Consider the following 13,288-nt stretch of genomic DNA (forward strand, 5'->3'; position numbering starts at 1 on the left):
GGTCGTTCCCGCTGCTCAACCACCGTATGGACGGGGCTCGGCGACCGAATCGGTCACGTATAGGCATGGCCCTACGTACCTTCCGCCCGCGGGCGCGGCGGGGCGGCTGGGTAGGGTCGGGGGCATGCTGTACGGGAGGGAACACGAACAGGCCGCCGTGGACGGACTGTTGGCGGCGGCGGGGGACGGGCGCAGCGGGGTGCTGCTGCTGCGCGGCGAGGCGGGGATCGGCAAGACCGCGCTGCTGGACGACGCGGTGGCGCGGGCCGGGGCCCGGTTCCGGGTGATCCGCGCGGCGGGCGTCGAGTACGAGGCCGAACTGCCCTTCGCCGGGCTGAGCATGCTGCTCGCCCCCGGCCTGGACCGGCTGGACGCCCTGCCGGGGCCGCAACGGCGGGCCCTGGAAGCGGCGTTCGGGCTCGGCGACGCCTCGACCGCCACCGCGGACCGGTTGCTGGTCGGTCTCGCCACCCTCGGGCTGCTCGCCGAACTGGCGTCCGATCGGCCGCTGTTGTGCGTGGTCGACGACGTGCAGTGGCTGGACCGCGCCTCCCTGGACGCCCTGCTGCTGGCCGCCCGCCGGCTCCAGGCCGAGGGGGTCGCCCTGCTGCTCGCCGCCCGCACCGAGGGCGGCACCTCGGCGGAGCGGCGACTCGGACTCCCCGAACTGCCGGTCACCGCCCTCGCCGAGGCCGACGCCACCCGGCTGCTGGCCGACCGGGCCGGCCCTGACCTGCCCGCCGCCGCCCGCGACCGGCTGCTCGCCGAGGCCGCCGGCAACCCGCTCGCCCTCACCGAACTCCCGGTCCCCGCCGGGCCGCAGACGGACGCCGCGGGCGGCCTGCCGCTGACCAGCCGGCTGCTGATCGCCTTCCACGGCCAGGTCACCGGCCTGCCGTCGGCCACCCAGACGCTGCTGCTGGTCGCCGCCGCCGAGGAGAGCGGCGAACTGGACGTCGTGCTGCCCGCCGCGGCCGCGCTCGGCGTCGGCGCCGAACACCTCACCCCGGCGGAACAGTCGGGCCTGGTGACGGTCACCGCCGACCGCCGGATCGCCTTCCGGCACCCGCTGCTGCGCTCCGCGATCCTGCAGCGCGCCCCGCACCACCAGCGGCTGACCGTCCACCGCACCATCGCCGAGGTGCTCCCCGAGGGCGACCGCCGCACCTGGCACCTCGCCCTGGCCGCCACCGCCCCCGACGCCGCCCTCGCCGACGCGCTGGAGCGCACCGCCGTCCGCGCCGAGCGCCGCGGCGGCCAGGGCGGCGCGGCCGCGTACGAGCGTGCCGCGCGGCTCACCCCCGACCGCGACGGCGCCACCCGCCGGCTCGTCCTCGCGGCCGAAGCCGCCACCGAGGAAGGCGACTTGGCGCGGGCCGAAGCGCTCGCGGACGAGGCCGGGGGCCGCACCGACAGTGCGCTCGCGCACGCGCTGCTGGACCAGGTCCGGGCGACCGCGCACTTCTGGCGCGGCTCGTACCCGACGGCGTACCGGCTGCTGCTCGACGCCGCCGGCACCGGCATCGAGCGCCCGCACGCGGCCCGGATGCTGTTCCAGGCCTTCCACGCCGCCTGGTACGCGGGCGAGGAGGCGGTGGTCGCCGTGCTCGACCGGCTCGCCGCCCTCCCGCTGGCCGACGACGACCCGCTGGCGCCGCTCGCCCGCCACCTGCCCGCCGCCGTCCTCCCGGCCCTCGGCAGGTCCGCCGCGGCGCCGCCGCCCGTCCGGGAGACGGCCGAGGCCGCCCGCCGGGCCGGCGCCGAGACCCCCGTCGACCTCGTCCAGCTCTGCGGCGCCACCCTCATCCTCGGCCGCGACGACGAGACCGTCGAACTCGGCGGTGAACTGGTCGCCGAGGCCCGCGCCAAGGGCACCGTCGGGGTGATGCCCACCCTGCAGTTCTTCCTCGCCGAGGCCGAGCTGTTCCACGGCCGCCACGCCGACGCCGAAGTCACCGCCACCGAGGCCCTCGCCCTCGCCCGGGACACCGGCCAGCACCAGTGGGTCAGCCAACTCAGCGCGCTGCTCGCCCTGCTGGCCGCCCTGGACGGCCGCGGCGACCACTGCGCCGAACTGGCCGCCACCGCGCTGGCCACCACCGGCCCGCAGACCGCCGCCCCCGCCGCCGGCCACCCCTGGGCCGTGTGGGCACTCGCCCTGCTCGACCTCGGCCAGGGCCGCGCCGGCGGCGCCGCGGACCGCCTCCAGCTCCTCACCACCGGCCCGCACCGGCACCACGTCGGCGCGACCCGGGCCGTCCCCGACCTGGTCGAGGCCGCCGTCCGCCTCGGCACCCCGGACCGCGCCGCCGAACCCTACGAACGCTTCGCCCGCTGGACCGCCGCCGCCGACCGCCCCTGGGCCGAAGCCCTACGCCTGCGCTGCCAGGCCCTTCTCGGCCCCGACGAACTCGCCGAGCCCGCCTACCGCGCCGCGCTCGACCTCCACGCCACCGCCCACCGGCCCTTCGAACACGCCCGCACCGCCCTCCTCTACGGCGAATGGCTCCGCCGGAACCGCCGTCGCAGCGACGCCCGCCCCCACCTTCACTTCGCCCTGGAGACCTTCGACCGCCTCGCCGCCCACCCCTGGGCCACCCGCGCCCGCACCGAACTCTCCGCCACCGGCACCCCCGCCCCCGACACCCCCGCCGGCCCGTCGGCCCCCCTCACCCCGCTGACCCCTCAGGAACTCCAGATCGCCCGCCTGGCCGCCCAGGGCCTCACCAACCGCGACATCGCGGCCCAACTCTTCCTCAGTCCCCGCACCGTCGCCCACCACCTCTACAAGGCCTACCCCAAGCTCGGCATCACCTCCCGAACCGACCTCACCACCGTCCTCTGACCCGCCGCGAACCGCGCACCACACGCCCGAGGGCCCATCGGATCTCTCCGATGGGCCCTCGGGACTGGGTCCGGCGGCGGAAACCAAATGCGCTTGCCCACCTGAAGAGCGCCTCCGGACGGCGCGGTAACCAGGACCTCGACAGTCCTTATCGTCGCTGGCCAGAGGCGTTTTTTCGCACAGGGGATCAGCGGACCGGCGCGACGGTCATGGACGCCCTGTCCCCACCGGACCTGAGGCCCAGTCACTCCGCGAGTCGCGCACCAACGCCAGAGGGCCTACCGGATCTCTCCGATAGGCCCTCTGCACTGGGTCGGGGTGGCGGGATTTGAACCCACGGCCTCTTCGTCCCGAACGAAGCGCGCTACCAAGCTGCGCCACACCCCGGTCTTGCGGTTTGTCGCTCCGTCTCCGTCGCAACGAGTAGAACTCTACCGGACGCTCGCCGAGACACGAAATCCGGTTTCGTGCGGGCGTCCGGTGCTGGTCAGCGGGGGACCGGGGTGAGGGTGAGGAGGGTGGCCTCGGGGGGGCAGGCGAAGCGGACGGGGGTGTAGCGGTTGGTGCCGCAGCCGGCCGAGACGTGGAGGTAGGAGCGGTGGCCGCCGGCCTGGTGGGTGGAGAGTCCCTTGACCCGGCGGGTGTCGAGGTCGCAGTTGGTGACCAGGGCGCCGTAGAAGGGGATGCAGAGCTGGCCGCCGTGGGTGTGGCCGGCCAGGATCAGCGGGTAGCGGTCGGCGGTGAAGGCGTCGAGGACGCGCAGGTAGGGGGCGTGGACGACGGCGAGCGAGAGGTCGGCGTCGGGGGAGGGGCCGCCGGCGACCTCGGAGTAGCGGTCGCGGCGGATGTGCGGGTCGTCGAGGCCGGTGAATTCCAGGTCGAGGCCGGCGACGGTGAGGCGGCCGCGGGTGTTGGTGAGGTCGAGCCAGCCGGCCGCGTCGAAGCCGTCGCGGAGCTTCTCCCACGGGTTGTGGACGGCGCCGGTGATGCCGCGGCGGGCGGTGCCGTCGGGGTTGTTCATGCCGTGGGCGCCGGTGCGCATGGCCTGGAGGTAACGGGCCGGGTTCTTGCGGGCCGGGCCGTAGTAGTCGTTGGACCCGAAGACGTAGACGCCGGGGAACTCCATGAGCGGCCCGAGCGCGTCGAGGGTGGCGGGGACGCCGAGGGGGTCGGAGAGGTTGTCCCCGGTGTTGACCACCAGGTCGGGGCGCAGACCGGCCAGGCTCTTCAGCCAGCGCTGCTTCTTGCCCTGCCCGCTCACCATGTGGATGTCGGACACTTGCAGGACCCGGACGGGCTTGGCGCCGTGCGGGAGGACGGGGACCTCGATCCGGCGGAGGCGGAAGGCGCGCACCTCGTACCCGACGGAGTAGGCGAGGCAGGCGGCGCCGGCGGCGGCAACGCCGAGGGGAACGGAGTACAGCGGTCGCATCAGCCCATGCTCTCAGACGGTGGATCAGCTGGTGAACGTCCGGTGGCCCGGTACGGATACGGGCGCCGGGGCCGGACGGGCGGACGGTCGGGGGGACGGATCAGGGGACGGTGCCGCCCCCGGTGCCGGTTCCGCGGCGTCCCGCCGGGCGCGCAGGGCCCGGACCTTGTGGCGGTTGCCGCAGCGTTCCATCGAGCACCAGCGCCGCCGCCCGGGCCGCGAGGTGTCGACGAACAGCAGTTGGCAGTCGGGGGCCCCGCACTCGCGGATCCGGTCGGCGTGCGGGCCGGTGAGCAGGGCGATCGCGTCCCGGGCGAGGGTGGAGACCAGTTGCGCCCCGTCGGCGGGCAGCGGGGCGGCCGGGGTGCCGTCGGGGGCGATCTGGGGGACGAGCGGCGGGTGGGCGGCGGACCGGTTGAGGACGGCGTGGTCGTCGGCGGGGCCGGCCGTGCCGTGGGCGCGGGCGGCGGCGAGGCGCCAGAGGGCGTCGCGCAGGGTGCGGGCGGCGGTGAGGTGGTCGGCGGAGATCCGTACGGCGTCGGCGGGCAGCCGCAGCCGGGACCGGGCGAGCCAGTCGGCGAGGTCGGACGGCTGGTGCAGCACCTCGTACCGGGCGTAGGGACCGGGGCCGCCGGTGGTGAGCAGTTCGAGGCAGAGGGCGCCCGGGTCGAAGTGGAAGCTGACGCCGCCGGGGGTCGTGAGGACCAGGCCGGTCGCCGCCTCGCGCTCTCCATCGGTCATGTAACCAGGATAAGGAGTTACGGAGCGTTGCGAGAGCGGGCGGGCAGCCGGCCGACCGGTCGACCAGCGGTAAGCCGCCCGGCCGCCCCGCACCGGGCCGGCGCCGGGTCGGCGCCCTGCCCGGTTAATGGCAAGCGACCGTACTCCGCAGGTGGGAGACTCGTGCCCATGACCACGCTCAAGGAGCAGCTGCAGGAGGACCTCACGGCTGCCATCAAGGACCGGGACGAGCTGCGCTCGTCCACCATCCGGCTCACGCTGGCCGCCGTCACCGCCGAGGAGGTGGCGGGCAAGGAGAAGCGCGAGCTGTCCGACGCCGAGGTGCTGAAGGTGATCACCCGCGAGGCCAAGAAGCGCCGCGAGGCGGCCGAGGCCTTCGACAAGGGGGACCGGCCCGACCAGGCCGAGCGCGAGCGCGCCGAGGGCGAGGTGCTGGCCGGGTACCTGCCCAAGCAGCTCTCCGACGAGGAGCTGGCCTCGATCGTGGCCGCGGCGGTGGCCGAGAGCGGGGCGAGCGGCCCGCAGGCGATGGGCGCCGTGATGAAGCTGGTCAAGCCGAAGGTGGAGGGCCTGGCCGAGGGCGGCCGGGTGGCTGCCGCCGTGAAGGCCGCCCTGGCCTGAGCCGGCACCGCGCCGCACCACGACGGCGAAGGGGCGCCCCCGGAATCACCGGGGGCGCCCCTTCGCCGTCCTGCTGTCCTGCCGTGCTGCCGCGGTGTCGTCCTGTCGCGGTGCCGTGCTGTCGTGCTGCCCTGGTGCGGCGGCGCGCGGTCACCCGCGCCGCACCGCGGACGGCCCGTCAGCCGTTGCCGCCGCCGTGCTTGCCGCCGTTCCCGTTGCCGCCGCCGATGAAGCCGGGCGGGAGGGTGAACCCTCCCCCTATCACCCCACCGGGGTTGCCGTTGGGCGGGGGCGGCGGGTTCCCGGCCGGCGGCTGCGGCTGCTGCTGCTGGGTGTTCGGGTCGGCCGGCGGGGCGGTGTTCGCCGGGGGCGTGGCCGGCTGCGGGTCCGGGATGTTGGTGGTCTGGATCGGCTCCAGCGGGGTGCCCTTGAGCGCCTGGTTCATCGCCATCTGCCAGATCGGGCCGGGGCCGGTGGCGCCGAACACGTCGTCGAAGTGCTTGCCGCCGATGTTGATGTTCTTCATCTTGACGCCGCCGGCCGGGCCGCCGAGCCAGACCGCGGTGGCCAGCGACGGGGTGTAGCCGTCGAACCAGGCGGCCTTCTTCTCGTCGGTGGTGCCGGTCTTGCCCGCGATCTTGCGGCCGTCGTCCAGGCCGAGCGCGGCCGCGGTGCCCTTCTCGGTCACGTTGAGCAGGACGGTGTTGAGCGAGTCCGCGGTCTGCTCGGAGAAGGCCTGGCTGCACTGGGACTGCGGGACCTTGATGTCCTTGCCGTCCACCGTGGTGATCTTGTTGATCGCGATCGGGGTGCAGTACTTGCCGCGGGCGGCGAAGGTCGCGTAGACGTTCGCCATGGTCAGGGGGGAGAGCTCCATGGTGCCGAGCACCATCGAGGGCACCTCCTGGAACGCGTCGCCCCTGGCGGACTGGGTGATGCCCAGCTTGTTCGCCATCTGCTTCATCGCGCAGAGGCCGACCTGCTGCTCCATCTGCACGAAGTAGGTGTTGACGGAGCGGGCCATGGCCTCCTTGAGCTCGTACGGCCCGACCTCGCTGTCCTGCTCGTTCTTCACCGTGGCCTTGGGCTTGTCGGTGTTCTTCCAGGTGCCCGAGCAGGTGGACATCTGGGGGTACTCGATCTTGTTCTGGGACGGGAACGACTGGGTGTTCGACATGCCCGCCTCCAGCGCCGCCGCGGCGAGGATCGGCTTGAAGGTCGAACCGGTCTGGAAGCCGTTGCCGCCGCCCATCGAGGCGTCGACGTTCAGGTTGACGACGGTCTGGTTCTTGTTCGGGTCCAGGCCGTACGGGCGGGTCTGGGCCATCGCGAGGATCTTGCCGGTGCCGGGCTCCATCATGGTCGCCGCGGCCGACACCTGGTCCGTCACGTTGACGTTCTTGGTGACGGCGTTCTGGGCGGCGGCCTGCTTGTCCGGGTCCAGCGTGGTGTAGATGTTCAGGCCGCCGGTGTCCCAGAGCTTCTTGCGCTCCTCGGCGGACTTGCCGAAGGCCGGGTCCTGCTTGACCACGTGGCGCACGTAGTCGCAGAAGAAGCCCATGCCGGCCTGGGCGGTGATGCAGCCGTTCTGCGGGTCCTTGTACTTCAGGCCCAGCGGGGCGGCCTTCGCCTCCTTCGCCTGGTCGGCGGTGATGTGCTTGTTCTCCAGCATCTTGTCGATCACGACGTTGCGGCGCTTGACCGTGTTGTCGGGGTAGCGCACCGGGTCGTAGGACGACGGGTTCTGCACTATCCCGGCGAGGGTGGCGGCCTCCGCGATGGTGAGGTCCTTGTTGCTCTTGCTGAAGTAGCGCTGGGACGCGGCCTCGACCCCGTAGGCCTGGTGGCCGTAGAAGGTGATGTTGAGGTAGTTGGTGAGGATCTGATCCTTGGTCAGGTCCTCCTCCAGCTTGATCGCGACCTTCAGCTCCTGGATCTTGCGGCCCAGGGTCTTGCGCTGGGCCTCCAGGACGGCCGCCTGGTCGTCGCCGGCCTTCTCCACGTTGACGTTCTTCACGTACTGCTGGGTGAGCGTGGAGGCGCCCTGGGAGGCGGTGCCGCTCTCCGCGTTCTTGCTGAGCGCCCGCAGCACGCCCTTGAGGTCGACGGCGCCGTGCTCGTAGAAGCGGGCGTCCTCGATGTCGACCTGCGCCTGCCGCATGTACGGCGACATCTGGTCGGCGTTCAGGACGGTGCGGTCGCGCTCGTAGACCTTGGCGATCAGGCCGCCCTTGGCGTCGAAGATCTGGGTGGCCTGGGTGAGCGGCGGGGTCTTGAAGTCGTCGGGGATGTTGTCGAAGCTCTCCGCCGTGTCCTTGGCGGTCAGCCCGATGGCGCCGACGGCGGGCAGGGCGAGGCCTGCCAGCAGGACTCCGGAGAGCACGCTGACGCCCAGGAACTTCACGCCGTTGCCGACGTGGTCGAACGGTGATCCGCTGCTCCTGCGGCGCGGAGCTCCGGCGTTGCCTGGGGGCTGGGATGCCTGTGGGCGCTTCGGTGCCATGAGGAGAACCCTACGTCCCCGATTCCCGCACATAGGGGCAGGTGTTCGCCTAGGCTTGTCACAAGCTTGCGACAGCTTCGGTGCGTCAACATCGTTCACTCTTGTGAGTGCGGAGAGTTGCCCGAATTGCCCGCTACGCCCGGGTTTTGAGGCGGCTGAGGTGTGCTGTGCCCGGGTGGACGGTAGCGCTCCGTGATGACACCTGTGGCGAGAGTGGGTGCGTCGAACGTGGCAAGGCTTGCGACCTGCGATCACTCCAACGAGTGAGATGGCCGATACCCATAGTCCGATCGGGTCATTCGAGATTGAGCCCGAAGGGGCTGTTGCGCGCTGTCGTTCTTCCGTAACGTCCTCAACTGGCAACGGTGAATATGCCGTTGCCGCCGTGGGGGAGCCTCGATTACGGGAGAGGACGGCGCCGGCATGGGCTGGGTTGACGACTGGAGTGCGCAGGCCGCCTGCCGCACGAGTGATCCGGACGAACTGTTCGTCCAGGGGGCGGCACAGAACCGCGCGAAGGCGGTGTGCAGCGGCTGCCCCGTCCGTACGGAGTGCCTCGCGGACGCCCTGGACAACCGGGTGGAGTTCGGTGTGTGGGGCGGGATGACGGAGCGCGAGCGGCGGGCCCTGCTGCGCCGGCGCCCGACGGTCATCTCGTGGCGGCGGCTGCTGGAGACGGCCCGCACCGAGTACGAGGAGTCCCTCGCGACCGGCGTGATACTGACGGACTACGCCCAGGCCGGCTGACGGGGGAGCCCCCGTCGGGGAGCCCCCGCCGAACCGGCCGAGCCTGAGCTCGCCCGGAGCCCGCGCCTTGACCTGAGCCCGAGCCCGAACCGGCTGCGCCCGGACCGGCCGCGCCCGGACCGCGGTGCCTACGCCGCGCCGCTCAGCCGGTCTCCGATGGCGCGCAGCCCGTCCAGGTCGTGCACGTCGCCCGGCAGCGCCGGGACCTCGACGATCGGGACGTCCGGGTACACCGACACGAAGCGGTCGCGGGTGCGGCGCTCCCGCCCCATGATCTGCATCCGCTCGGCGTGCAGCCGCAGCAGCCCGGCCGCGAGCAGCTCCGCCTCGGGCGACGAGTGCTCCGAGCCGTTCTCCTCCAGGGCCTCGGCGGCCGCCAGCGCCCGCTCCGCGCTGAGCTGCGGCGCGCCCGTGCCGTGCACCCGGTTGAGCACCAGGCCGGCCAGCGGCATCCGGTCCGCGGCGAGCCGGTCCACGAAGTACGCGGCCTCGCGCAGCGCGTCCCGCTCCGGCGCGGCCACCACCAGGAACGCGGTGCCGGGGGCCTTGAGCAGCTGGTAGGTGCGGTCCGCGCGCTCGCGGAAGCCGCCGAACATCGAGTCCATCGCGGTGACGAAGGTCTGCACGTCGGTGAGCAGCTGGGCGCCGAAGATCCTCCCCAGGGTGCCGGTGAGCAGGCCCATCCCGGCGTTGAGGAACTTCATCGCGCTGCGTCCGCCGACCTTGGCCGGCGCGGTCAGGATGCGGATCACCCGGCCGTCCAGGAAGGACCCGAGCCGGTTGGGGGCGTCCAGGAAGTCCAGCGCCGAGCGGGACGGCGGGGTGTCCACGACGATCAGGTCCCACTCCTCGGCCGAGCGCAGCTGGCCGAGCTTCTCCATCGCCATGTACTCCTGGGTGCCCGCGAAGCCGGCCGACAGGGACTGGTAGAACGGGTTCTCCATGATCGCCCGGGCCCGCTCGGGTTCGGCGTGGGCCAGCACGACCTCGTCGAAGGTCCGCTTCATGTCGAGCATCATGGCCTGGAGCTCCCCGTCGCCGGTGACGCCCTTGACCACCCGGGGGGTGTTGTCGAGTTCGGTCAGGCCCATCGACTGGGCCAGCCGCCGGGCCGGGTCGATGGTCAGCACCACGACCTTGCGGCCCCGCTCGGCGGCTCGCAGGCCGATCGCCGCCGCGGTGGTGGTCTTGCCGACGCCGCCGGAGCCGCAGCAGACGATGATCCTGGTCTCGGGGTCGTCGATCAGCTCGTCCATTCCGAGCCGCCTTCCGGTACCGCGCACGCCGTCCGATGAGTTCGTCACGCCGCCCCCTGCCGCTTCAGTTCGCCCGCCAGCCGGTACAGCCCGCTGAGGTCCACGCCCTCGCCGAGCAGCGGGAGTTCGTACGTCGGGAGCCGCAGCTGCTGCAGGTCGGCGCGCTGCTCCCGCTCCAGCTCGACCCGCTCGGCGTGCTCGCGGGCCTGTTCCAGCAACGGGTCGAGCAGCGGGTCCACCGCCGCCCGGACCGCCTCCGCCCTGCGCGAGCGGCCGCCCAGCCCGGCCTCGCCGAGGGCCGCCGCGACGTCCTCGCGGTGGTCGCCGTCGACCGCCGTCACCGCCGCCGCGTCCAGCACCGGCGGCCGGACCATGTTGACCATCACGCCGCCCACCGGGAGCTTCGCCTCCCGCAGCTCCCCGATGCCGTCGACCGTCTCCTGCACCGGCATCTCCTCCAGCAGGGTGACCAGGTGCACGGCGGTCTCCGGTGACTTCAGCACCCGCATCACGGCCTGCGCCTGGGTGTGTATCGGGCCGATCCGGGCCAGCCCGGCGACCTCGGAGTTGACGTTCAGGAACCGGGTGATCCGCCCGGTCGGCGGGGCGTCCATGACCACCGCGTCGTACCGGCGCCGGCCGTCCGGGCCCTTGCGGCGGGTCGCCTCGCAGGCCTTGCCGGTGAGCAGCACGTCCCGGACGCCGGGGGCGATGGTGGTGGCGAAATCGACGAAGCCGACCTTCTGCAGCGCCTTGCCGGCCCGGCCGAGCTTGTAGAACATCTCCAGGTACTCGAGCAGCGCCTGCTCGGTGTCGATGGCCAGCGCGAAGACCTCGCCGGGCGTGCCCTCCCCGGGCAGCCCGAGCTGGGGGCGGGCGACGGAGGCGATCCGGCGCTCCTCGTACGGCAGGGCGGCGATGCCGAACAGCTCGGCGATGCCCTGCCGCCCCTCGACCTCGATCAGCAGCACCCGTCCGCCGTCGGCGGCCAGCGCAAGCGCCAGCGCGGCGGCCAGGGTGGTCTTCCCGGTGCCGCCCTTTCCGCTGACCACGTGCAGCCGGACACCCTCCCAGTCGGGGTCGCGCCGGGCCGCCTGGCCGGGGGTGCGTGCCACGCTCCGTCTCCGTCCGTTTCCGTCCTGCGGGCGTCCCCTCCGCGGAGGATGCCCCTGTGACGAGGGTGCCCCCACCGACGGGGGTGCCCCTCACGGGGGTGCCCGCTGACGGGGTGCCCCTCACGAGGGTGCCCTCTCGCGAGGGTAACCAGGGAGCGCGCCCGATGCCCGGAGCACCAGGGGTGCCGGGACCGAATCATGCCCCCTTTGTGCCCCACCTCACACGCCGGTCGCCGGGCGGCGGCGGTCGCCGGGACGGCTCGTCTAGAGTCTGGCCATGACCAAGTGGGAATACATGACGGCGCCCCTGCTCGTGCACGCCACCAAGCAGATCCTGGACAACTTCGGCGAGGACGGCTGGGAGCTCGTCCAGGTCGTGCCCGGCCCCAACCCGGAGCAGCTGGTGGCCTACTTCAAGCGGGAGAAGAACGCGTGAACACCGTCGAGTCGAAGCTCGCGGAGCTGGGCCTGACCCTGCCGCCGGTGGCCGCCCCGGTCGCCGCCTACGTGCCGGCCGTGCAGTCGGGCGAGTTCGTGTTCACCTCCGGCCAGCTGCCGGTCGTCGACGGCAAGCTGGTGAGCACCGGCAAGGTCGGCGCCGAGGTGTCCCCGGAGGAGGCCAAGGAGCTCGCGCAGATCTGCGTGCTGAACGCGCTGGCCGCCGTCAAGTCGGTGATCGGCGACCTGGACCGGATCGAGCGGGTCGTGAAGGTCGTCGGCTTCGTCGCCTCCGCCGCCGACTTCACCGGCCAGCCCGGTGTGGTCAACGGCGCCAGCGAGCTGCTGGGCAAGGTGCTGGGCGACGCCGGCGTGCACGCCCGCAGCGCGGTCGGCGTCGCGGTGCTGCCGCTGGACGCCCCGGTCGAGGTCGAGCTCCAGGTGCGCGTCAAGACCGGCTGAGTGTGATCGCGGAGGCGGGGTCGGCCCTGTCCAACCCCGCCCCCGTGCGCTTAGCATCCGGGCATGGACCATCGAGCGACGACGCTGCCGATGCCGCCCGGCTGGCCTGCCCGGATCCGGGCGGTCGACTCCGGCGCGCTGACCCCGCCGGTGCCCAGGCTCGCCGCGACCGTCGTGCTGCTGCGCGACTCCGCCGCCGGGCCGGAGGCCTACCTGCTGCGCCGGCGCACCTCGATGGCCTTCGCGGCCGGGATGTACGCCTACCCGGGCGGTGGGGTGGACCCGCGCGACGCCGAGGTCGAGACGGGCTGGGCGGGCCCGACGCCCGAGGAGTGGGCGCACCGGCTCGGGGTCGACGTCCGGACGGCGCGGGCGGTGGTCTGCGCGGCGGTGCGCGAGACCTTCGAGGAGGCCGGCGTGCTGCTGGCCGGCCCGGACGCCGACAGCGTCGCCGCGCCGCGCGACTGGTCCGCCGAGCGGGCCGCGCTGGAGGCGCACGAGCTGTCCTTCGCCGAGTTCCTCCGCGACCACGGCCTGCTGCTGCGCAGTGACCTGCTGGGCGGCTGGGCGCGCTGGATCACTCCGGAGTTCGAGGAGCGGCGGTACGACACCTGGTTCTTCGTCGCCGCCCTGCCGGCCGGCCAGCTCGCGGCCCTGGAGGTCGGCGAGGCCGACCGGGTCGCCTGGCTGACGCCGACCGAGGCGGTCCTGGGGTACCAGGAGGGCCGCTTCGGGATGCTGCCGCCCACCGTGACGGTGCTGCGCGAACTGTCGCCGGTGCGGACCGCCGCGGAGGCGCTGGCCGCGGCCGCCGACCGGGTGCTGGAACCGGTGCTGGGCCGGGCCGAGGTCCGGGGCGACCGGATGACGGTCCGCTGGCCTGGGTATGACGAGCTGACCATCGACGGGGAGTTCCCCGTGGAACCTCCGGTCGGTCCGCACTCGACCGCCGGGGACTCCGGACCCCGGAACGCCGGAGCCTCCTGAGGCTCCCGGAGTCCCGTGGACCTCCCCGGAACCCCCTGCCCCCCGGAACCTCGGAGCCCCCAAGGACTTCCGACCGCACGAGCGACCGCACGAGCGACCGTACGAGCGACCGCACGAGAGATGCCGACGAGAAAGGACCGA

The 13,288-nt window shown here is 73.3% G+C and carries 11 protein-coding genes and 1 tRNA gene; 6 read left to right on the plus strand and 6 right to left on the minus strand.

Features of this window, described 5'->3' with window-relative positions; translation table 11 throughout:
• Positions 1–124 precede the first annotated feature (124 nt).
• Positions 125–2,845, plus strand: coding sequence for an AAA family ATPase (locus ACGF07_RS10905; RefSeq protein ID WP_392897294.1), 2,721 nt, complete (start codon positions 125–127; stop codon positions 2,843–2,845).
• 313 nt (positions 2,846–3,158) lie between these two features.
• Here ACGF07_RS10905 and ACGF07_RS10910 read toward each other — a convergent pair.
• From ACGF07_RS10910 to ACGF07_RS10920, 3 genes are all read right to left on the minus strand, one after another.
• A tRNA-Pro gene (locus ACGF07_RS10910) sits at positions 3,159–3,232 on the minus strand.
• A gap of 100 nt (positions 3,233–3,332) precedes the next feature.
• The gene (locus tag ACGF07_RS10915; protein ID WP_392897296.1) at positions 3,333–4,277 is read right to left on the minus strand and encodes a metallophosphoesterase; all 945 of its coding nucleotides are present in this window, start codon (positions 4,275–4,277) and stop codon (positions 3,333–3,335) included.
• Positions 4,278–4,301: 24 nt separating this feature from the next.
• Entirely contained in the window at positions 4,302–5,018 is a 717-nt protein-coding gene (locus ACGF07_RS10920; RefSeq protein WP_392897298.1) for a CGNR zinc finger domain-containing protein, read from the minus strand.
• Positions 5,019–5,186: 168 nt separating this feature from the next.
• Between ACGF07_RS10920 and ACGF07_RS10925 the strand changes: the two genes are divergently transcribed.
• Positions 5,187–5,639, plus strand: coding sequence for a GatB/YqeY domain-containing protein (locus tag ACGF07_RS10925; RefSeq protein WP_350742462.1), 453 nt, complete (start codon positions 5,187–5,189; stop codon positions 5,637–5,639).
• 178 nt (positions 5,640–5,817) lie between these two features.
• Here the strand turns inward: ACGF07_RS10925 and ACGF07_RS10930 are convergent, their stop codons facing one another.
• Positions 5,818–8,142: a transglycosylase domain-containing protein gene (locus ACGF07_RS10930; protein WP_392897300.1), complete on the minus strand. Its 2,325-nt coding sequence runs from the start codon at positions 8,140–8,142 to the stop codon at positions 5,818–5,820.
• A gap of 423 nt (positions 8,143–8,565) precedes the next feature.
• Between ACGF07_RS10930 and ACGF07_RS10935 the strand changes: the two genes are divergently transcribed.
• Positions 8,566–8,889: a WhiB family transcriptional regulator gene (locus ACGF07_RS10935; RefSeq protein WP_030240986.1), complete on the plus strand. Its 324-nt coding sequence runs from the start codon at positions 8,566–8,568 to the stop codon at positions 8,887–8,889.
• Between the two features lie 128 nt (positions 8,890–9,017).
• Here ACGF07_RS10935 and ACGF07_RS10940 read toward each other — a convergent pair whose 3' ends face one another.
• Positions 9,018–10,145, minus strand: coding sequence for an ArsA family ATPase (locus tag ACGF07_RS10940; protein WP_392897301.1), 1,128 nt, complete (start codon positions 10,143–10,145; stop codon positions 9,018–9,020).
• Between the two features lie 44 nt (positions 10,146–10,189).
• On the minus strand, positions 10,190–11,260 hold the full coding sequence (locus ACGF07_RS10945; RefSeq protein ID WP_392897303.1) for an ArsA-related P-loop ATPase: 1,071 nt from the start codon (positions 11,258–11,260) through the stop codon (positions 10,190–10,192).
• Between the two features lie 277 nt (positions 11,261–11,537).
• Between ACGF07_RS10945 and ACGF07_RS10950 the strand changes: the two genes are divergently transcribed.
• The 3 genes from ACGF07_RS10950 to ACGF07_RS10960 all read left to right on the plus strand — a co-directional run bounded on the left by ACGF07_RS10950 (position 11,538) and on the right by ACGF07_RS10960 (position 13,147).
• Positions 11,538–11,696: a DUF4177 domain-containing protein gene (locus tag ACGF07_RS10950; protein WP_094743074.1), complete on the plus strand. Its 159-nt coding sequence runs from the start codon at positions 11,538–11,540 to the stop codon at positions 11,694–11,696.
• Positions 11,693–12,160, plus strand: coding sequence for a RidA family protein (locus tag ACGF07_RS10955; protein WP_392897305.1), 468 nt, complete (start codon positions 11,693–11,695; stop codon positions 12,158–12,160). Before ACGF07_RS10950 ends, ACGF07_RS10955 begins: the two co-directional genes overlap by 4 nt.
• A 63-nt stretch (positions 12,161–12,223) precedes the next feature.
• Positions 12,224–13,147 (plus strand): NUDIX hydrolase, encoded by a 924-nt coding sequence (locus tag ACGF07_RS10960; RefSeq protein WP_350737232.1) that lies wholly within the window; start codon positions 12,224–12,226, stop codon positions 13,145–13,147.
• Positions 13,148–13,288 lie beyond the last annotated feature (141 nt).

The sequence above is a fragment of the Kitasatospora sp. NPDC048194 genome (genome assembly GCF_043202455.1).
In the GTDB taxonomy this organism is placed as follows: Bacteria; Actinomycetota; Actinomycetes; order Streptomycetales; family Streptomycetaceae; genus Kitasatospora.